22 protein-coding genes are annotated in these 20164 nt (G+C 68.7%); 18 read left to right on the top strand and 4 right to left on the bottom strand.

All coding sequences use genetic code 11. The features are described 5' to 3' along the window. The first annotated feature begins 3 nt into the window (after positions 1–3). The 3 genes from tesB (at position 4) to G6N49_RS12040 (ending at position 2317) form a co-directional block, all read left to right on the top strand. Positions 4–849 (top strand): acyl-CoA thioesterase II, encoded by an 846-nt coding sequence (gene tesB, locus G6N49_RS12050; protein ID WP_011559647.1) that lies wholly within the window; start codon positions 4–6, stop codon positions 847–849. Next, the gene (pdxT, locus tag G6N49_RS12045) at positions 846–1466 is read left to right on the top strand and encodes a pyridoxal 5'-phosphate synthase glutaminase subunit PdxT (protein WP_011855492.1); all 621 of its coding nucleotides are present in this window, start codon (positions 846–848) and stop codon (positions 1464–1466) included. Before tesB ends, pdxT begins: the two co-directional genes overlap by 4 nt. Before the next feature lie 98 nt (positions 1467–1564). Continuing rightward, a complete protein-coding gene (locus tag G6N49_RS12040) occupies positions 1565–2317 on the top strand; it encodes a YebC/PmpR family DNA-binding transcriptional regulator (protein ID WP_011559649.1) in 753 nt (250 codons plus the stop codon). 3 nt (positions 2318–2320) lie between these two features. On the opposite strand, the gene G6N49_RS12035 is transcribed toward G6N49_RS12040, so the two are convergent. Next, on the bottom strand, positions 2321–3421 hold the full coding sequence (locus tag G6N49_RS12035) for a polyprenyl synthetase family protein (RefSeq protein ID WP_235679514.1): 1101 nt from the start codon (positions 3419–3421) through the stop codon (positions 2321–2323). A gap of 217 nt (positions 3422–3638) precedes the next feature. Between G6N49_RS12035 and G6N49_RS12030 the strand changes: the two genes are divergently transcribed. The 10 genes from G6N49_RS12030 to fmdA all read left to right on the top strand — a co-directional run bounded on the left by G6N49_RS12030 (position 3639) and on the right by fmdA (position 13291). After that, positions 3639–5099 (top strand): APC family permease, encoded by a 1461-nt coding sequence (locus G6N49_RS12030; RefSeq protein ID WP_011559651.1) that lies wholly within the window; start codon positions 3639–3641, stop codon positions 5097–5099. Beyond that, complete coding sequence (locus tag G6N49_RS12025; RefSeq protein ID WP_011559652.1) at positions 5096–5791, top strand: SDR family NAD(P)-dependent oxidoreductase; 696 nt, start codon at positions 5096–5098, stop codon at positions 5789–5791. The genes G6N49_RS12030 and G6N49_RS12025 overlap by 4 nt, the downstream gene beginning before the upstream one ends. 2 nt (positions 5792–5793) lie before the next feature. Then, positions 5794–6465, top strand: a complete 672-nt coding sequence (locus tag G6N49_RS12020; RefSeq protein ID WP_011559653.1) for an SDR family NAD(P)-dependent oxidoreductase — start codon at positions 5794–5796, stop codon at positions 6463–6465. 12 nt (positions 6466–6477) lie between these two features. Next, positions 6478–7437: an agmatinase gene (gene speB / locus G6N49_RS12015; protein WP_011559654.1), complete on the top strand. Its 960-nt coding sequence runs from the start codon at positions 6478–6480 to the stop codon at positions 7435–7437. Then, complete coding sequence (locus tag G6N49_RS12010) at positions 7434–8321, top strand: polysaccharide deacetylase family protein (RefSeq protein WP_011855494.1); 888 nt, start codon at positions 7434–7436, stop codon at positions 8319–8321. The genes speB and G6N49_RS12010 overlap by 4 nt, the downstream gene beginning before the upstream one ends. Positions 8322–8333: 12 nt before the next feature. Next, a complete protein-coding gene (locus G6N49_RS12005) occupies positions 8334–9392 on the top strand; it encodes a Rieske 2Fe-2S domain-containing protein (protein WP_011559656.1) in 1059 nt (352 codons plus the stop codon). Further along, the gene (locus G6N49_RS12000; RefSeq protein WP_011559657.1) at positions 9389–10336 is read left to right on the top strand and encodes a PDR/VanB family oxidoreductase; all 948 of its coding nucleotides are present in this window, start codon (positions 9389–9391) and stop codon (positions 10334–10336) included. Before G6N49_RS12005 ends, G6N49_RS12000 begins: the two co-directional genes overlap by 4 nt. Positions 10337–10367: 31 nt before the next feature. Then, positions 10368–11606 (top strand): PucR family transcriptional regulator, encoded by a 1239-nt coding sequence (locus G6N49_RS11995; protein WP_011855495.1) that lies wholly within the window; start codon positions 10368–10370, stop codon positions 11604–11606. Between the two features lie 189 nt (positions 11607–11795). Next, positions 11796–12026: an FmdB family zinc ribbon protein gene (locus G6N49_RS11990; protein WP_049771613.1), complete on the top strand. Its 231-nt coding sequence runs from the start codon at positions 11796–11798 to the stop codon at positions 12024–12026. 11 nt (positions 12027–12037) lie between these two features. Then, positions 12038–13291: a formamidase gene (fmdA, locus tag G6N49_RS11985; RefSeq protein WP_011855497.1), complete on the top strand. Its 1254-nt coding sequence runs from the start codon at positions 12038–12040 to the stop codon at positions 13289–13291. 6 nt (positions 13292–13297) lie between these two features. Here the strand turns inward: fmdA and G6N49_RS11980 are convergent, their stop codons facing one another. Next, positions 13298–14497 carry a mechanosensitive ion channel family protein gene (locus G6N49_RS11980; RefSeq protein ID WP_011768209.1) on the bottom strand — a complete coding sequence of 400 codons (1200 nt, stop codon included), beginning with the start codon at positions 14495–14497 and terminating at the stop codon, positions 13298–13300. A 139-nt stretch (positions 14498–14636) separates the two neighbouring features. Here G6N49_RS11980 and G6N49_RS29500 point away from each other — a divergent pair, with 139 nt between their 5' ends. From G6N49_RS29500 to ruvB, 5 genes are all read left to right on the top strand, one after another. Beyond that, positions 14637–14942 carry a hypothetical protein gene (locus tag G6N49_RS29500; RefSeq protein WP_225891979.1) on the top strand — a complete coding sequence of 102 codons (306 nt, stop codon included), beginning with the start codon at positions 14637–14639 and terminating at the stop codon, positions 14940–14942. Between the two features lie 2 nt (positions 14943–14944). Then, positions 14945–15295: a hypothetical protein gene (locus tag G6N49_RS29495; RefSeq protein ID WP_225891978.1), complete on the top strand. Its 351-nt coding sequence runs from the start codon at positions 14945–14947 to the stop codon at positions 15293–15295. A 77-nt stretch (positions 15296–15372) separates the two neighbouring features. Next, complete coding sequence (ruvC, locus tag G6N49_RS11970) at positions 15373–15930, top strand: crossover junction endodeoxyribonuclease RuvC (RefSeq protein ID WP_085975395.1); 558 nt, start codon at positions 15373–15375, stop codon at positions 15928–15930. Then, entirely contained in the window at positions 15927–16517 is a 591-nt protein-coding gene (gene ruvA / locus G6N49_RS11965; protein ID WP_011559664.1) for a Holliday junction branch migration protein RuvA, read from the top strand. Before ruvC ends, ruvA begins: the two co-directional genes overlap by 4 nt. 1 nt (position 16518) lies before the next feature. Then, on the top strand, positions 16519–17592 hold the full coding sequence (gene ruvB, locus G6N49_RS11960) for a Holliday junction branch migration DNA helicase RuvB (RefSeq protein ID WP_011559665.1): 1074 nt from the start codon (positions 16519–16521) through the stop codon (positions 17590–17592). Positions 17593–17607: 15 nt separating this feature from the next. Here the strand turns inward: ruvB and G6N49_RS11955 are convergent, their stop codons facing one another. Next, positions 17608–19002, bottom strand: a complete 1395-nt coding sequence (locus tag G6N49_RS11955) for a fatty acid desaturase family protein (RefSeq protein ID WP_011559666.1) — start codon at positions 19000–19002, stop codon at positions 17608–17610. A 9-nt stretch (positions 19003–19011) separates the two neighbouring features. Next, entirely contained in the window at positions 19012–20109 is a 1098-nt protein-coding gene (locus tag G6N49_RS11950; protein WP_083044587.1) for a ferredoxin reductase, read from the bottom strand. Between the last annotated feature and the right edge of the window lie 55 nt (positions 20110–20164).

The raw sequence follows: 20164 nt of genomic DNA, 5'->3' as shown, positions 1-20164 counted from the left end.
ACAATGGCGATCGAGCAGATCCTCGACCTCGAACAACTCGAGATCAACATCTACCGCGGTGCGGTCTTCAGCCCCGAATCCGGTTTTCTGCAGCGCACGTTCGGCGGTCACGTGGCCGGGCAGTCGCTGGTGTCCGCGGTTCGCACGGTCGACCCGAAGTTCCAGGTGCACTCGCTGCACGGTTACTTCCTGCGGCCGGGGGATGCCCGCGCGCCGTCGGTCTACATCGTCGAGCGCATCCGTGACGGCGGCTCGTTCTGCACCCGCCGGGTGAGCGCGATCCAGCACGGGGAGACGATCTTCTCGATGTCGGCGTCGTTCCAGACCGATCAGAGCGGGATCGAGCACCAGGACGCGATGCCCGCCGCTCCGCCGCCCGACGATCTGCCCGGGTTCCGGTCCGGAAAGGCCTTCGACGACGCCGGCTTCGCGCAGTTCGCCGAATGGGACGTCCGCATCGTCCCCCGCGACCAGGTGCAGCGCCTCCCCGGCAAGGCCTCCCAGCAACAGGTGTGGTTCCGCCACCACGATCCGCTGCCCGACGATCCGGTGCTGCACATCTGTGCGCTGGCCTACCTCAGCGACCTGACCCTGCTGGGATCGGCGCAGGTCAACCACCCTGACGAGCGCAAGTACCTCAACATCGCATCGCTGGACCACGCGATGTGGTTCATGCGGCCGTTCCGTGCCGACGAGTGGCTGCTCTACGACCAGTCATCGCCTTCGGCGTGCGGTGGGCGGGCGCTGACCCAGGGCCAGCTGTTCAACCAGTACGGCGAGATGGTCGCGGCCGTCATGCAGGAAGGGTTGACCCGCTACCCGCGTGACTTCACGCCGGGTCGCGCGTGAACGCTGTGCCGGATGGTCGCTCGGACAAGCCTCGTTCGGTGGTCGGCGTGCTGGCCCTGCAGGGCGACACCCGCGAACACCTCGCCGCGCTGACCGAGGCGGGCGCCGAGGCCGTCACGGTCCGTCGCCTGCGGGAACTCGAGGCCGTCGACGCGTTGGTGATCCCCGGCGGCGAGTCGACGGCGATGAGCCACCTGCTGCGCGAGTTCGAACTGCTCGAACCGTTGCGGGCCCGGCTCGCCGAGGGGATGCCGGCCTACGGTTCGTGCGCCGGGATGATCCTGCTCGCCACCGAGATCCTCGACGCCGGAGCCGCCGGGCGCGAGGCCACCCCGCTCAAGGGGATCGACATGTCGGTGCGGCGCAACGCTTTCGGCCGTCAGGTCGACTCGTTCGAAGGTGACATTCCGTTCGTGGGTCTGGACTCTTCGGTGCACGCGGTGTTCATCCGGGCGCCGTGGGTGGAGCGCATCGGTGACGGGGTCGAGGTGCTGGCTCGCGCCGACGGACACATCGTCGCCGTCCGGCAGGGCCGGATGCTGGCGACCGCGTTCCACCCGGAGGTGACGGGGGACCGGCGGGTGCACAAACTCTTCGTCGACATGGTTTCGGAGTGATTTCGGCGTGCACGGTCGCGCTGGGCGCGACCCAGCACGCCGAAATCGCCACGTAGACTCGTCAGGCGAGATCGTGACTGGAGAGAGGTAGTTCGCCGATGAGCGGCCATTCCAAGTGGGCGACCACGAAGCACAAAAAGGCGATCATCGACGCCCGCCGCGGCAAGAACTTCGCCAAGCTGATCAAGAACATCGAGGTTGCCGCCCGTACCGGCGGCGGCGACCCCGGCGGCAACCCGACGCTCTACGACGCCATTCAGAAGGCCAAGAAGAGTTCGGTGCCCAACGACAACATCGAGCGCGCGCGGAAACGCGGCGCGGGTGAAGAGGCCGGTGGCGCCGACTGGCAGACCATCACCTACGAGGGGTACGGGCCCAACGGCGTCGCCGTGCTCATCGAGTGCCTCACCGACAACCGCAACCGCGCCGCCGGTGAGGTGCGCGTCGCCATGACCCGCAACGGCGGCAACATGGCCGATCCGGGGTCGGTGTCCTACCTGTTCTCCCGCAAGGGTGTGATCACCCTGGAGAAGAACGGGCTCTCCGAGGACGACGTGCTGATGGCCGTGCTCGAGGCCGGCGCGGAGGAGGTCACCGACCTCGGCGACAGCTTCGAGATCATCTCCGAACCGACCGACCTGGTCGCCGTGCGCACGGCGCTGCAGGACGCCGGTATCGACTACGACTCCGCCGACGCCAGCTTCCAGCCGTCGGTCACCGTACCGCTCGACGCCGAGGGCGCCCGCAAGGTGATGAAGCTCGTCGACGCCCTCGAGGACAGCGACGACGTGCAGGACGTGTACACCAACGCCGACATCCCCGACGAGATCCTCGCCCAGCTCGAGGAGTAGCCCCTACTCCGCCGGCAGGAACGACAGCTCGGTGCACTCGGCGAGCATGTCCGAGAGCCCGGCCAGCGCGGTCGGGTCCGCCGAAGCCGACAGGTCGGCGATCGCCCGCCGGGCGGTGGCGACCAGATCGGCGATGCGCCGTCCGACGCGGTCAGCGGCCCCGCACTGCAGCACGACCGTCTGCACTTCCGCGATCGCCGCCTGGTCGGCCGTAGCGTCGCCGACGATGGTGGCCAACAGGCTGCGGTCCAGGTCGTCCGCCAACTCGTAAGCGGCGCCGAGTAACTCGGTGGGTTTACCCGCCCGGATGTCGTCACCGGTCCGTTTGCCGCTGGTCTTCGTGGTGCCGAACAGGTCGGCGAGGTCGTCGCGCAGCTGGAACGCCTGCCCGACGGCGCCGGCGTAGTCGCGCAGTGTCTGCGCCGTGGCCGGCGACGCGGATCCGGCCAGTTCCAGGCCGAGTTCGACGGGCCGTTCGACGGTGTACGCGCTGGTCTTGTAGCGCAGGATCTTCTCCGCCGTGTCGGCGTGATAGTCGCGCCCGGCCTGGGCCCGCAGCTCCAACAGTTGGCCGGCCAGCACCTCCACCCGCATGGTCCGGAACGCGCGCGACGTGCGCTGGGCGATGCCGGCCGGAAGGCCCGCCACCGCATCGTCGAACGTGTCGTGGGCGGCCGACCACAACAGATCCCCGACCAGCAGGGCCATGTTGTCGCCGAAGTCCGTGGCGTCACCCCATCCGGCGTCGCGGCGGTGGCCGGCGGTCAGCGCCGCGCGCACCGACGGCTGCCCACGCCGCACCTCGGAGGCGTCGATCACGTCGTCGTGGACCAGAATCGCCGCGTGCAGCAGTTCCAGGGCGGCGGCCAGGCGGATCAGGGGTTGCGGCGCGGCGTCCGCCGGTGCGCCCACCCGCCACGCCCAGTAGGCGAACCGGGGGCGCAGGCGTTTGCCGCCGGACTGCACCGCGGACTGGCAGAGCGCCGCGACGGTCCCCAGGTTCTCGTCGATCGACCGCAGCGGTTCGGCGACGGTGTCGCGGACGACCGCGTGCAGGTGCTCCTCGAGGTCGGACAGGAACTCCGTCTGGTCGATGTCGGGCACGACATCCTCACTTCCTGATGGGGTGGCGCCGCGAGTGTATGGGGTGATGCTCGCCTGCCGGCACACCGCGCGTCCGCCCGCGGCGGCAACGTTGTAGATCCCTACAGTCGCGAACCCGGCGACTGTGCGTCCGAACCGCACTTGGCCGTCCGACATGACGGCCTCCCCGCAGCGTGCCCATACTTGCGTGTCCTTGGGGCAGCGAAAGGGAGACCAGATGACGTCCAATGCGCAAACAGGTTCGGCGCCAACCGAATTGAGGCGCGAGTTCTCACTGTGGTCGGCGTTCGCATTCGCGTTCGCGTTCATCTCCCCGATCGTGGCGATGTACGGCATCTACGGGTTGTCGCTGGCGACGGCGGGTCCGGGTTTCTGGTGGACCTTCGTCATCGTCGGGGTGGGGCAGTTCATCGTGGCGCTGGCCTTCGCCGAACTGGTGTCCCGCTGGCCGTACGAGGGTTCGATCTACCAGTGGACCAGGCGGCTGGCCGGCGAGGTGGCCGGCTGGCTGGCCGGCTGGGTGTACATGTGGGCGCTGGTCATCATCATGGCCACCGTCGCCTACGGCGGGGCCGGGTTCCTGGCCCAGCTCATCGGGATCGAACGCCCGACCGCCGTCCAGCAGAGCATCGTGGCGCTGCTGATCCTGCTCGCCGGAACCGGGGCGAACATCCTCGGGCGCGGGTTCCTCAAGGCTCTGATGCTCGGCAGCATCGTCGCCGAGATCGTCGCGTCGGTCGGCCTGGGCACCTACCTGCTGCTCTTCCACCGCCACCACGGCTTCGACGCCATCCTGCACGGCATCGACCTGTCCAGCGGCTGGTCGTGGGCCTACATCTCCGGTCCGTTCCTGGCGGCGCTGGCCTTCACCGGCTGGTCGATCCTGGGCTTCGAGAGTGCCGGCGCCATCGCCGAGGAGGTCAAGGAGCCACGGCGCAACGTCCCCAAGGCGATGCTGTTCTCCATCGCCTTCATCGCCCTGGTGATCGCGTACGCGTCACTGGCGGTCACGCTCGCGGTCCCCGACTTCGAGATGGTGCGCTCCGGCGAGGAGCCCGACCCGGTGTCCTACGTACTGCGCAGTGCGCTGGGCGAATCGTTCGTCAAGCCGATCCTGCTGGCTTTCGTGATCGGCTTCCTCGCCAGCTTCCTGGCGCTGCAGGCCTCGGGGTCGCGGGTCATCTGGTCCTTCGCCCGCGACAGGGTGCTGCCCGGGTCGAGGGTGCTGTCCAAGCTGTCGAAGACCGAGGCGCAGCCGATCCCGGCCATCCTCGTCACCACCGTCATCGGTGCGTTCGTCTACCTGATCTCCGCGACCGACGTCTACTCGGTCCTGGTGACGTTCACCGCGGGCGGCTACTACCTGGCGTTCCTGTTCCCGCTGGTGACCGGGCTGGTGGCACGTCTGCGCGGCACCTGGGAGCCCGGACCGTGGAACCTCGGCCGCTTCGGCACGCCGGTCGCCGTCCTCGCGGTGGTGTGGGTCGGATTCGAGTTCACCAACATCGTCTGGCCGCGCACGGTGTCGGAGTCGTGGTACATGAACTGGGCGTTCTTTGTCGCGATGGGTGCGATCCTCGCGCTCGGCGCGGTGATCATCAAGGCACGCAACGTCGCCGGGCGCCGCATCGACGATCCGGTCGAGACGGACCAGACCACCGAAACCGAGCTGGTATGACCGCCCCCGTCGCCGTGGTGACCGGTGCGGGCAGCGGCATCGGCGCCGAGATCGCGCAGAACCTCCAGGTCGGCGGCTGGAAGGTGGCCTCGATCTCTCGGGAACCCGCACCCGCGATGGACAAGTGGCTGATCGCCGACGTCGCCGAGGAGCGTGAGATCGCCGACGCCGTCGCCGAGATCGAGAACACCTTCGGGCGCATCGACGCGGCCGTGGTGTGCGCCGGACACTACGAGGAGACCCCCGCCCTCGAGATCACCCAGGCCGCCTGGGAACGGATGCTGCGGGTGCACGTGGGCGGGCTGGCGCACATCTGCCGCGCGGTCCTACCGGCCATGCGGCGACGGGGGAGTGGCCGCATCGTCGGCATCGCCTCCGAACGCGCCATCGGCGGCGGGAGCAACGACGCGCACTACGCGGCCGCCAAGGGTGCCGCGCTGAGCCTGCTGCGCAGCATCGCCGTCGAGGTGGCCGCCGACGGGATCCTGGTCAACGCGGTCGCGCCCGGGCCGTGCGACACGCCGCTGCTACCACCCGATTCATGGGAACGGGCCGAGGGGTTCACCTCCGGTCTGCCCGCGCGGCGCATCGCCCAACCGCGCGAAGTGGCCGAACTCGTCCAGGCACTGCTGGAGGAGGACCTGTTCCTGTGCGGAGAAGTGTTGTCGGTCAACAGCGGAACGGTCATCTGAGCATGGGTGACGAATCCATGCGCGTGCTGATCACCGGTGCCGACACGACGTTGGGCGCGGCCGTCGCGGACTACTTCACCAGCCGAGGCGCCGTGACCGAGGGGGCGGACGCCGATCCCACCGACAGTGTGGACGTCCGCCGCGCGGTGGCGCAGGCGGCCGACGTGATGGGCGGGATCGACGCCCTGGTCGTCGCGCACGCTCTGCCGCGGGTCGCCGCGTTCGCCGAGCAGTCGATGGACATGTTCTGGGACCACGTCGACGCCACCCTGACCGGCAGCTTCCTCTACGCCCAGGCCGCCGCGGAACACATGCGGCACAACGACACCGGTGGCCGGATCGTGCTGACCACATCGCGCTGGCACGTCGGTGGACCGGAACTGTCGGCGGTGGCCACGGCCGCGGGCGGCATCGTCGCACTGACCAAGACCCTGACCCGTGACCTCGGCGGCTTCGGCATCGGGGTCAACGCCGTCGCCGTCGGCGCCGTCGACTCCGAGTGGTCGGTGTGCGATGCGGCCGCCGGGCTTCCCGGTGGCGTGCCGCCGACCGGGCGGTTCGGCACCGTCGAACAGGTGGCCCGCGTCATCGGGCTGCTGTGCCGGCGCAGGCTCGGCGCGGCAGTGGGACAGATCGTGAACGTCGACGGTGGAACGTCGCGCAACCGCGTCTAGGAAAGGCAATCAATGAATCTCGACAACGGCCGCGCGATCGTCGGGCCGGCCGACCCGCAGGTGCAGCCCCGTTACGCCGGCTGGACCACCTTCGCCCGGCTGCCACGGCTGGAGGACGTGTCCCACGCCGACGTGGTCGTGGTGGGTGTCCCGTTCGACAGTGCGGTCACCTACCGGCCGGGGGCGCGCTTCGGCCCCAACGCGATACGGCAGGGCTCGCGCCTGATCCGCGGCTACAACCCCGAACTGGACGTCAAACCGTTCGAGGTCTGCCAGTTCGCCGACGCGGGGGACCTCGCATGCAATCCGTTCGACATCGCCGAGGCGGTCGACCAGGTCGCCGAGCAGTTGAGCCAACTGCTCGCCAACGGCACCCGAGCGGTCATCCTGGGCGGTGACCATTCGGTGGCGCTGCCGTCGCTTCGCGCCGCCCACTCCGTCCACGGGCCGATGGCGCTGGTGCACTTCGATGCCCACCTCGACACCTGGGACCGCTACTACGGTGCCGACATCACCCACGGGTCACCGTTCCGGCGGGCCTACGAAGAAGGGCTGCTGCTCGACCGGAACATGCACGTCGGGGTCCGCGGATCTATCTACGACAAACAGGATCTCGTCGACGACGCCAACTTCGGCTTCTCCGTCGTCACCTGCCGCGACATCGGCACGCTGGGCGCCGAGGGTATCGTCGACAAGATCCGCGCCCGCGTCGGCGACGCGCCGGTCTACGTCTCGGTCGACATCGACGTCCTCGACCCCGCCCACGCGCCGGGTACCGGGACGCCGGAGGCCGGCGGCATGACCAGCCGCGAACTGCTCGAGGTGGTGCGCGGTCTGGACAGTGTGAACCTGGTCGGCGTCGACGTCGTCGAGGTCTCACCCGCCTACGACCACGCCGAGATCACCGCGATCGCCGCGGCGAACGTGACGTGGGAATTCCTGTCCGTCTTCGGAAGAAAGGCTCAACGATGACCGCCCTCATCCCCGCCGGCCCGGTGCCCTGGCCGGACGGCAAGCGCTGCGCCGTCGCGTTCACCTTCGACGTCGACGCCGAATCACCGCTGTTGACCACTGATCTGGCGTTCGCCGACCGGATGGGCGCGATGTCACACCAGGCGTACGGCCCCTTGGTGGGCGTGCCCCGCCTGCTGAATATCCTCGACGAATTCAGCGTTCCGGCAACGTTCTTCGTGCCCGGCTACACGGCTCACCGCCACCCGGAGGCGATCCGGTCGATCGCGACGGCGGGTCACGAGATCGCCCACCACGGGTACCTGCACGAGTCGCTGGTCGGCGTCGACGAGGACACCGAACGTGCAATTCTCGAACGTGGTCTGGAGGCGCTCGACGAGGTCGCCGGTGTGCGGCCGTCCGGTTACCGCGCGCCGATGTGGGAGATGAACTGGCACACCCCGAAGCTGTTGGCCGAGTATGGGTTCACCTACGACTCGACGCTGATGGACTCCGACCATCCCTACGAGCTCGCGGTCGGTGACTCCTCGCTGGTCGAGTTGCCGGTGAGCTGGGCGCTCGACGACTGGCAGCAGTACTGCTTCGTCCCCGACTTCTCCGGTACCGGGCTGATCGAGACGCCGGCCAAGGCGATCGAGTTGTGGCGCTGCGAACTCGACGCGATGCGCGACATCGGTGGCGCGTGGATCCTGACCAACCACCCGTTCCTGTCCGGGCGTCCCGGCCGGGCCGCCGCCCTGCGCGACTTCATCGCCGAAGTGCGTGCCATGGACGACGTCTGGGTGGCCGGTATGTCCGAGATCGCCACCCACGTGCGGGCCCAGCACCTCACCCCGCGCACCCTCACTCGTCCCGAACCCACCCCGGTCACCGCCCGACCGTAAGGAGATCCGACCGTGAACCGCGAAGCCCTGACCCCCGAGAAACTGCGCGAGGCCTACCAGCACGTCTGGTTCGTCGTCGCCAGGTCCCAGGACATCTCCACCCCGCAGTCCGCCACACTGCTCGACCAGAACCTCGTGGTGTTCCGCGATTCGACCGGTGCGGCGCGCGTCACCGACCGGCGCTGCATCCACCGCGGGGCCAACCTCGCGGACGGAAAGGTGGTGGGCGACAGCATCCAGTGCCCGTACCACGGGTGGCAGTTCGACGGCAGCACCGGAGCGTGCTCGCGCATCCCGTCACTGCCTGCCAACGGGCGGATCCCGCCGAAGGCCGCGATCAAGGCCTATCCCGTCATCGAGCGCTTCGGGCACGTGTGGACGTGTCTGGGTGATCCGGTGTTCGACCTGCCCGACCCGCCGGAGATTGCCGACCTGGAGCTGGAATGGCGTGCGGCCGAACCGATCCACGCCGACTGCGGGTTCATGGCCGCCACCGAGAACTTCCGCGACATGGCCCACTTCCCGTTCGTCCACGAGCCGTCGATGGGCGACGTCGACCCGGTGGTGGGCGACCTCGACGTCAAACGCGACGGGCGCGAGGTGTGGGCGTCCTACTTCTACCGGCAGGTGCCGGGGTCGGAGTTCTCCGACGTCGGTGACGCCTGGATGCACTACCACTCCTACGCCCCGGGTATCGCCACCATCCTCTACGATTTCGGTCCGGAGACCGGCAAGCGCTACCTCGTGGACTTCCCGTCGCCGGTGAGCTACGACAAGTGCATCATCTTCTGGGGTGTGGCCACCGACCGCGACTTCCGCGGCGGCACGGTCGACGAGATTCTGGAAACCGAGACGATGGTGTTCAACGAGGACACCCCGGTGCTGGAAGGGTTGGAGCCCAAAGAGGTTCCGCTGGCCGGTCAGGCGTTCGAGGTCTCCGCCCCGGCCGACATCTACACGCTGAACTACCGCAGGGCGACCCAGTACGCGGTGCAGACCATCCAACAGGCCCGCGGACTCGTCGAGGCGCCCCTGGAGCAGGCCGGAGCCAACGGCCACGTGCACGCGTGAAACTGCGCGTCACCCAACTGAAGTGGGAAGCGGCCGGCATCGTCAGCGTGGTGCTGCGCAGCCCGACCGGCGACCGGTTGCCCGCGTGGGCGCCGGGCGCCCATGTCGCCGTGACGTTGCCGTCCGGGCTGGTGCGGCAGTACTCGCTGTGCGGGCCGGCCGACGACCCGTACAGCTACACGATCGCCGTCCTGCTCGTCGGTGACGGCCGCGGCGGCTCGCGGGAGATCCACCAGCGGCTGCGTATCGGTGAGGTGCTGGAGGTGGGGGAGCCCCGCAACAACTTCGCGCTCAGCGATGCGCCGCGGTACCTGTTCCTCGCCGGCGGCGTCGGCATCACTCCGATCCTGTCGATGATCGAATCGCTGCGGGGGCGGACGGACCCACCGCCGTGGCGGCTCGTCTACGGCGGCCGCGACCGGGCGGCGATGGCGTTCCTCGACCGGGTGCAGGCATCCGACGGCGTCGACGTGATCCCGCAGGACGAGGCGGGTCTGCCCGACATCGCCGGCGCGCTGGCGGACAGCCCGCCGGGTACCGCCGTCTACTGCTGTGGGCCACCGGCGATGATCGCCGCCGTGTCGGACGCGTGCGCCCGCCACCCGGGGTTGGATCTGCACGTGGAGCGGTTCGCCGCGGCAGCCGGGGACGTCCCGCCGACCGTCGACGGCGACGGCGCGTTCGACGTCGAGTTGGCGCGCAGCGGCGTCACCGTGACGGTGCCCGCCGGTACGAGCGTGCTCGACGCCGTCCTCGAAGTGAATCCGGACACCGCGTTCTCGTGTGCCGCCGGGTTCTGCGGCACGTGCGAGACCAAGGTGCTCGCCGGCGAGGTCGACCACCGAGACGAGTTGCTCAGCGAGGACGAACGCCGGTCGAACGCGACGATGATGATCTGCGTCTCCCGGTCACGTGGTGGGAGCAGGCTGACACTCGACCTGTGAGGACAAGATCAGCCGCCTAGACTCCGCAGCCATGACGGTCCAGGCGGCGGAGACGGTGGCAGATACACCCCACGACGGCACCGTGAGCCTGGGCGAACTGCTGGCCGAGCCCGGTCTGCACGTCGACACGCCGACGCCGATCGACGCGCTCGACCGACCCATCCGCTACGTGTACCCCACCGAACTGGCCGACCCCTCGCTGTACCTGTCCGGCGAGGAACTGATCCTGAGTGTCGGTGTCCCGGTGGCCGGCCGGTCCGCCGACGAGATCCGCAGCTACGTCACCACGCTGACCGACCGGGGGGTGGCCGCACTGCTGATCGGCCTGGGCGACGTCCTGGACGAACTGCCCGAGGCATTGGTGCAGGCGTGCCGCGAGCAGGATCTGCCGCTGCTGATCCAGCGCGCCGCCGTGCCGTTCCGCCGGATCGTCGACTGGGCGGAATCCCGGCGCGCGGCCGAGCGGGAGGCCGATGCACGCGAACGCGAACTCGGGGCGATCCTGCGGTGGTTCGTCGCCGGCACCCTCGGCGTCGGTCCGGTCGAGTCGGCGTTGACCCGGTACGGGCTGTCCGGGGCGGCGGTCACCGTGTGCGCCTTCACCGCCGACGTCCACAGCCAGGTGCACGACCTCGTCGACCGCCACCGCGGCGCCGTGGCGCTTCTCGACGACCGGATCGTCGCGCTCTGTCCGCAGACCACCGAGTTCGCCTCGGAGTTGGCGGCGTCCGAACTGGTGTGCGGGGTGGCGATCGGCGCCGACGCCCAGTCGATGGCCTACGCCATCCCCGAAGCGCTCGAGGCGCTGCACGAGGCGATCCGGTGGCGGCGGACCGTGCACATCGACGAGATCGCCACCCTCGACGGCCTGCTGGCCGCGGTCCCGAAAGTGCGGCTGGTCCCGTTCGTGCACCGGCTGCTGGTGCCGTTGGTCGACCACGACAAGGGCAACAACTCCTACCTCGTCTCCTCGCTGGAGGCGTTTCTGGCGCCGGGCAACGACCTGTCCACGGCAGCGAATCAGCTGTACGTCCACGTCAACACGCTGCGTAACCGGCTGGCCAAGATCGCCGAACTCACCGGGGCCAATCCGCTCGACGAGACCGACCGCATCAACTTCCGCATCGCACTGTGGGCCGCGCACAACATGGGCATGAGCGACGGCGCCGGGTCAGGCGCCACGGTTCCGTCGACCGCCGCGAAACCCCGACCCCACAACAGCTTTGGCGCGTCCACGCGCGGCCGCCGGATGCCGCCCCGCACGAACTGAGCGGCGGCCGGCCTGTAGCCGGCTACACCTAACCCCTGGTCGGCTGTCGGGTTCTCCAACTGCCGCGCGGGCGGCCCGTCCGCTCGGTAATGTGGCCTTCGCCGGCTTCGAGCACAGTGAGGGAATGCCTTGGTTCTCTATGTCTTTCGCTGCGAAACCGGGTGCGGCACAACGCAGCAGATGCATCCGATGGACAGTCGTCCTGATGTGGTCTGCTGCCCTGACTGCGGCGGGTCGGCCCGCCGGATGATCTCGGCGCCGCATCTGGGCAGCACCGGCAGCGCCGCCATGGCGCTGCAGGACGCGACGCGGGCCACCGCCGACCGACCCGCGGTCGTCGACACCCCGCCCTCGTCGCCCGGAACGCGCCGGCGCCCCGTGAGCGCCAACCCGCTGCACCGCAAACTCCCGCGACCGTAGAAGGAGATCCCATGCCCGACCTTGTCTTCCCGCTCGACTCCACCAAGAAGTTCACCGACCAGGAGAAGCTGGGCCACAACCGCTGGCACCCCGACATCCCTGCCGCGGTGACGGTCAAGAAGGGTGACTCGTTCCGGGTGCACTGCCGGGAATGGTTCGACGGCGCCATCCACAACGACGATTCGGCCGACGACATCCTCAACGCACCGCTGACGACGGTGCACGTGCTCTCGGGCCCGATCGCGGTGGAAGGCGTCAAACCCGGCGACCTGCTGATCGTCGACATCCTCGACGTCGGCCCCATCCCGCAGGAGGACTCCGGCCCGCTCGCCGGCCAGGGCTGGGGCTACACCGGTATCTTCCCGACGCAGAACGGCGGCGGGTTCCTCACCGAACAGTTCCCCGACGCCTACAAGGCGATCTGGGACTTCTCCGGGCAGAAGGCGACGTCGCGGCACATCCCCGGGGTCGAGTTCACCGGCATCGTTCATCCGGGCCTGATGGGCACCGCGCCGTCGCGCGACCTGCTGTCGACCTGGAACACCCGCGAGGCCGCGCTGATCGCCACCGATCCGGACCGGGTGCCGCCGCTGGCGCTGCCGCCCGAACCGCAGGACGCCATCCTCGGCGGCCTGACCGGCGATGCGTTCACCAAGGCCGCCGCCGAGGCGGCGCGTACCGCACCGCCGCGGGAGAACGGCGGTAACCAGGACATCAAGAACCTCACCAAGGGCAGCCGCATCTTCTATCCGGTGTTCGTCGACGGCGCCAATCTGTCGGTCGGCGACCTGCACTTCTCCCAGGGCGACGGTGAGATCACGTTCTGCGGGGCCATCGAGATGGGCGGGTTCATCGACCTGCGCGTCGACGTGATCCCCGGCGGTATGGAGACCTACGGCGTGAGCGAGAACGCGATCTTCATGCCCGGGAACACCGATCCGCAGTACTCCGAGTGGTTGGCGTTCTCCGGGACGTCGGTCACCCTCGACGGCGAACAGCGTTACCTGGACTCGCACCTGTCCTACCAGCGGGCCTGCCTGCACGCGATCGACTACCTGACGAAATTCGGCTACAGCCCGGAGCAGGCCTACCTGCTGCTCGGCGCCGCCCCGATCGAGGGCCGGTTGTCCGGTGTGGTCGATATCCCGAATGCCTGTGCGACGGTGTACATCCCGACGGCCATCTTCGATTTCCCGGTGACGCCGTCGGCGGCCGGGCCGGTGAAGATCGACCCCGGGATCGGGGCGCCGCACTCGGCGTTCTGAGGTCTGCTAGTCGCGGCCGTGCCCGTTGGACCCGTTGGAGTGGTCGAAGTCGCGGGCGCGGGCCTCGGCCTCCGGGCTGCCGGAGAACACCGCCGAACCCACCCGCGGTGTCTCACCGCCGGTGGTGACGTGGCGCCGCGGCGCCGGCTGGCTGGACTCCAGTCGGAACCTCGGGGCGGTGCCGTGGGTGCGCCGGATCCAGTCGACCAGGCCTTCGCGCACCGCGCACTGCAGATCCCACAGCGCGCTGGCGTCGGGCGCGCTGACCAGGACCCGCACCCGGACGAAGCCGCCGACCGCCCCGGTGACCTGCAACACGCCGCTGCGGCCGTCCCACTGGTCGCTTTCGGCCAGCAACCGGTCCAGTTCTGCGCGCATGTCGTCGAAGGGCACCGAGAAGTCGACGTCGAACTCGACGGTGCCCATGATCTCGGTGGCGTTGCGCGTCCAGTTCTGGAACGGGGTGTTGGTGAAGTAGGTGCAGGGCAGCACCAGACGGCGTTCGTCCCACACGCGGACCACCACGTACGTCAGCGTGATCTCCTCGATTCGGCCCCATTCGTCTTCGAGCACGACCACATCGCCCACGCGGATGGCGTCGGAGAAGGCGATCTGCAGGCCGGCGAAGACCGACCCCAGAGAGGTCTGCGCCGCCAGGCCGGCGACCACCGACAGCACACCGGCCGAGGCGAACAGCGTGGTGCCGATGTCGGAGAACGACGGGAACGTCATCAGGATCGCGGCGGAGCCCAGGACGACGACGATTGCGACCGCCAGTCGGCGCAGCACGGTCACCTGGGTGCGGACCCGCCGACGGTGCCGGTCGGCGTCGGTCAACCCGGCGTCACCGCCGCCGAAGCGGGAGATAGCCTGGCGCTCAGCGACTTTCACCAACCCGGTCACGAGCCACGTCAGTGTCGCGATCAGCGCGATGACCAGGGTGTGGTCCACCCAGCCGCGCCAGGTCGTGGCCGGGTCGGCGGTGCGCTGCACGGCGACCGTCGCGGCCACCACCATCAAGATCGCCCGGATCGGCAGCCGGGTGCACACCTCGATGTCCTTGACGACGTGGCTGCGGCGTGCCACCCGCGACAACACCCAGGTGAGCACAATGCCCACCAGGTAGGCGGCGACGACGGCGCCCGCCACCCAACTGAGGGTGACGGCGAGGTCGGTGGCGGATTGGAGTTCGGTCTCTTCGGGCATCGGGGGCATCTGCTCCACGGCTCGGGTTCGACGGTCCATCCCGACGGTAGCGGCATGGACGCGGGCCGTCACATCGGCGCGCGCGCATGTCGCACCGCGAAATCGCCCCGTCGGCGCGCTGATCCGCGATGATGACGCCATGGCGGCGGTCACGGATCCGAACGGGACGACATGGTCGGTGCACCGGCAGTGGTGGCCTTTTCCCGGTGTGGTCGATCTGACCTTCGACCTGTTCGGACTTGTCCTTGCGCTGCCGTTTCTGGTGCTGTGGCCGTTCTGGCTGGTGACGAAATGGCTGGGCGGGCGGTGGACGATCCTCGTCGAACGCGACGGCCAGGAGATGAACCGCGAGCGCGTGCGCGGGTGGCAGCGGTCGAAAGGACGGATCGCCGAATTGGCGTGGCAGATCTCACAGGGCGCCCGATCCGGCCGGTTCGTGCTCTAGCCATGGCGGAACTCGAGGACGCCGACGGGGTGCGGTGGCGCGTGCACCGCCGCTGGATGCCGCTGCTCGACCGTCTGGAAGACCTGAACTGGGGCAGCGACTGGTTCGGGGTCCTCATGTTCGCCCTCGCGTTGCCGTTCGTGCTGGCGTGGCCGTTCTGGGCGCTGGGGAAGCTCTGCGGCGTGCCGTGGAAGGTGGTCGTCACCCGGGACGACGAGGACGTGGCCGAGGAGAAGATCAAGGGGTGGCGCGCATCGGGACGGCGGATCGCCGAGATCGTCGACGGCATCCGCGTGGCCGGTGTGGTGCCTGATCCGGGGTCACCGCCGCAGGACCTGCGGCCGTACACCTGAGCGGTGTGTCGCGGATATCCGCGCGGCCGATCGCCCGCTAGGGTGTCGAACAGGTGTTCTCACGAAGGGGCGTTGTCGTGCGGGTGATGGGAGTCGATCCCGGGTTGACGCGCTGTGGGCTTTCGGTCATCGAAAGCGGGCAGGGTCGGAAGGTGATCGCGCTCGACGTCGACGTGGTGCGCACCCCGGCCGATGAGCAGCTGCACCGCCGCCTGTTGATCATCAGCGATACGGTCGAGCACTGGATGGATACCCATCGGCCCGACGTGATCGCGATCGAGCGGGTGTTCGCCAACCACAACGCCAACACCGCCATGGGCACCGCCCAGGCCGGTGGCGTCATCGCGCTGGCGGCGGCCAAACGCGATATCGACGTGCACTTCCACACCCCCAGCGAGGTCAAGGCCGCGGTCACCGGCAACGGCCGCGCCGACAAGGCCCAGGTAACCGAGATGGTGACGAGAATCCTTGCGCTGCAGGCGAAGCCGACACCGGCCGACGCAGCCGACGCGCTGGCGCTGGCGATCTGCCACTGCTGGCGCGCGCCGATGATCGCGCGGATGGCCGCCGCGGAGGCGATGGCCGCCGAAGCGCGCCGCAAATATCAGGCCAAGCTCAAGGCGGCCCGCGCATGATCGCCTCGGTACGCGGTGAGGTGATCGACATCGCGCTCGACCACGCGGTGATCGAAGCCGCCGGGGTGGGCTACAAGGTGATGGCCACCCCGTCGACGTTGGCCACGCTGCGCCGCGGCACTGAGTCGCGTCTGGTGACCGCGATGATCGTGCGCGAGGATTCGATGACGCTGTACGGGTTCGCCGACGCCGATGCGCGGGACCTGTTCGGCACGCTGCTCGGCGTTTCCGGGGTGGGGCCGAAGATCGCGTTGGCGACGCTGGCGGTCTACGACGCGCCCACCTTGCGCCAGGCGCTGGCCGACGGCGACGTCACCGCGCTCACCCGGGTGCCCGGTATCGGCAAGCGTGGCGCCGAGCGGATGGTGCTCGAACTGCGCGACAAGATCGGCCCGGTCACCACCGGGGCGGGTGTGACGGCGGTCGGTGGGCACGCCGTGCGCGGCCCGGTGGTCGAAGCCCTTGTCGGGCTGGGCTTTGCGGCCAAACAGGCCGAGGAGGCGTGTGACAAGGTCCTCGCCGCCGATCCGGACGCGACCACGTCGAGCGCGCTGCGGGCGGCGTTGTCGATGCTGGGGAAGAAGTGACATGGGCCGTTTCGACGACGCCGGGGCGCAGGACGCCGAGCCCGATGATCGGGACGTCTCACCGGCGCTGACGGTCGGTGAGGGTGATATCGACGCCAGCCTGCGACCCAGGTCGCTGGGGGAGTTCATCGGCCAGCCGCGGGTGCGTGAACAGTTGCAGCTGGTGCTCGAGGGCGCCAAGAACCGCGGCGGCACGCCCGACCACATCCTGCTGTCCGGTCCGCCGGGGCTGGGCAAGACGTCGCTGGCGATGATCATCGCCGCCGAGCTGTCGTCGTCGCTGCGGGTGACCTCGGGGCCGGCGCTGGAACGCGCCGGGGATCTGGCGGCGATGCTGTCGAACCTCGTCGAGGGTGACGTGCTGTTCATCGACGAGATCCACCGCATCGCGCGCCCGGCCGAGGAGATGCTGTACCTGGCGATGGAGGACTTCCGGGTCGACGTGGTGGTCGGCAAAGGCCCTGGGGCGACGTCGATTCCGCTGGAGGTCGCGCCGTTCACCCTGGTGGGCGCCACCACCCGGTCCGGTGCGCTGACCGGTCCACTGCGCGACCGGTTCGGGTTCACCGCCCACATGGACTTCTACGAGCCGGCCGAACTGGAACGGGTGCTGGCCCGCTCGGCGGGCATCCTCGGCATCCACCTCGGTACCGAGGCCGGCGCGGAGATCGCCCGCCGCTCCCGCGGCACCCCCCGCATCGCCAACCGGCTGCTGCGCCGGGTCCGCGACTACGCCGAGGTGCGCGCCGACGGGGTCATCACTCGCGACATCGCCAAGGCGGCGCTGGAGGTCTACGACGTCGACGAACTCGGCCTCGACCGCCTCGACCGCGCGGTGCTCTCGGCGTTGATCCGCAGCTTCGGCGGCGGCCCGGTGGGCGTCTCCACACTGGCGGTCGCGGTGGGGGAGGAACCCACCACCGTCGAGGAGGTGTGCGAACCGTTCCTGGTGCGCGCCGGGATGATCGCGCGCACACCGCGTGGCCGCGTGGCCACCGCGTCGGCCTGGACGCATCTCGGCCTGACCCCACCCAGCGGCATCACCGGACTGGGCCAGACCGGGCTGTTCGACTGAGGACGCAGCGGAGCGTCAGTCGTTGCCGCGCGGCGGCGGCTGCACCGCGACGCCGGTAGACGCGTGCTCGGGACCGGCATCCGGATGTTCGGCGGGAAGGCGGTCGCGGAATCGTACGGCTTCGCTCGGGGCTTCCCGGGTCGGGTTCCGATCCTGGCTGCGGTAGGGCCCGGGCTTGGGTCGCGGCTTCCCGCCCGGAAAGGCCAGACGGAAGATGGTGCGGTGCACCGAGAACCATTGTTTGCCGAATCGTCCGGAGTTGTACGGTAATTCGTACCGCTCGCAGATGTCTTTGATTCTGGGCGCGATCTCGGAGTACCGGCTGCTCGGCATGTCGGGATAGAGGTGGTGTTCGACCTGGTAACCGAGGTTTCCGCTGATCACGTGGAAGAGCGGGCTGCCCTCGATGTTGGCTGCGCCGATCAATTGGCGGACGTACCACCCACCGCGCGACTCGTTCTCCACTTCCTCTTCACTGAATGTATATGTCTGGTCGGGAAAGTGGCCGCAGAAGATGATGGCGTGCGCCCACACGTTGCGAATGAGGTTGGCCAGAGCGTCGGCCGCCAAAGTGCGCAGGAATGTGCTCTCGACGCCGGGTAGCAGACGGTCGAGCACAGTGGCCGTTGCGCCGATGCGACCCTTGGTCGATATTTGGCGAAGTCGCCTGGCCACCCGCGACTCGGCAGGCTGGTCGATTCGCCCGCGCAGAGCCAACTGTGCGAGCGCGAAGGCGCCGGCGCTGATCAACGGCCAGCCGACGTAGTCCTTGATGATCTGCAGGCGCGCTTTGCCGGCGATGCCCCGGAAATCCTCCTTGAGATCGGCCATCGTCTTCTGGCCGCGCCACAGTGCCTCGACGTCGGTGTCGTGCAACGCCACGCCCCATTCGAACAGGACCGTGAGCAGGAAGTTGTAGAGCGGTTGGCCGAGATTGGCGGGGCGCCACTTCTGGTTGGGATCGATCCGCATGATCTCGTAGCCGAGATCCTTGTCCTTGCCACGGATGTTGGTATAGGTGTGGTGAATGTAGTTGTGCGAGTGCTTCCAGGCCTTCGCGGTCGAGGCGGTGTCCCAGTCCCAGACCGATGAGTGGATGTCAGGATCGTTCATCCAGTCCCATTGGCCGTGCAGGATGTTGTGGCCGAGTTCCATGTTCTCCAGGATCTTGGCCATACCCAGACAGGCCGTGCCCGCCACCAGGGCAGTCCGCGACCGTGAGGCGAGCAGCAGTACCCGACCGGCGACCACGATCTGGCGCTGGACCGAGATGACCGCCTTGATGTAGTTGCGGTCCCGGTCGCCGAGTTCACTGAAGATCTCGTCGTGTATCGCGTCGAGTTCCTTGGCGAGCTTTTCCAACTCCTGCTCGGTGAGACGGGCCAGGGGGCTCTCGACAGTGGTGGTCACAGTGGCTCCTCAGAGTTCGAATTCGACGTCGCCTTCAGCGGCGTGGATGCAGATCCGGACGTCCTGCCCGGTCGGTTCGGTGACTTCTCCAGACCGCAGGTCGCGAACTCTCCCGGATTTGAGCGTCCCTACGCAGGTGTGGCAGATCCCGATCCGGCAGCCGTACGCAAGCTTCAGCCCGGCCTGCTCACCGGATTCGAGAATCGGTGTGCCACCGTCGCTTTCGGTAGTGGTGTCGCTGTCGAGGAAGGTGATCTGCCCACCTTCGCCATCGCCGGCGTCGCCTCCGATCTTCGGCTGAAACCGTTCGAAGTGAAGCCGGTCGCGGTCGCCGTTGTCCTCCCAGTGCTCGATCATGTCGTCGAGCAGTTCGCTGGGACCTGAACAGAACGCTTCACGTTCGCGCCAGTCCGGACACACCTCGTCCAGATCCCCGGCCGACATGCGGCCACGTTCGGATGTCAGCCGCAGGTCCAACCGCAGGTTCTCGTGGCGGCGGTCGAGATCTTCGAGTGCAGACAGGAACATGACCTGTTCGCGGGTGCGGGCTGAATGGATCACCACCACGTCGCCCATCTCGCCACGGTGATCGAGGCTGCGCAGCATGCTGATGATCGGCGTGATACCGCTGCCCGCGCTGATGAACAGCATCTTGGCCGGCAACGGTTCAGGCAGCGTGAACACGCCTTCGATCTCGCCCAGGCGTACCAGCTCTCCCGGCTGGATCTTCTGCACCAGGTACGGCGAGACCACGCCGTTGTCCACCTTCTTGGGCGTGACGCTGATCAACCCGTCATCCGGGTGCGGATCCGAGGTGAGCGAGTACGCGCGCCAGTGATAGCGACCGTCGATGACCAGGCCGAGACGCACGTACTGGCCGGGTTTGTGCCCCGGCCATTCGTACCCGGGTCGGATCAGTACGCTCGCCGCTTCTGAACCCTGCGGTTCGACGCGCTCGACCTTGCCGCGGAGTTCCTTGGTCGTCCACAACGGGTTGACCATCTCGAGGTAATCGTCGGGCCGCAACGGGTTGAACAAATGCCGCACGGCGCGCAAGAGCAGGCGACGGCCCCGGGGGACGGGGGGTTCGGCACCGCGCTCCGCCATGGAGGTCCTCTTCGCAGTCGGGCTGGCCCGGCGCGTCAGCCGTCCGTGTCAGCGG

It is taken from the genome of Mycolicibacterium monacense (genome assembly GCF_010731575.1).
GTDB classification, from domain to species: Bacteria; Actinomycetota; Actinomycetes; order Mycobacteriales; family Mycobacteriaceae; genus Mycobacterium; species Mycobacterium monacense.
This window is presented reverse-complemented; position numbering and strand designations above follow the sequence as displayed.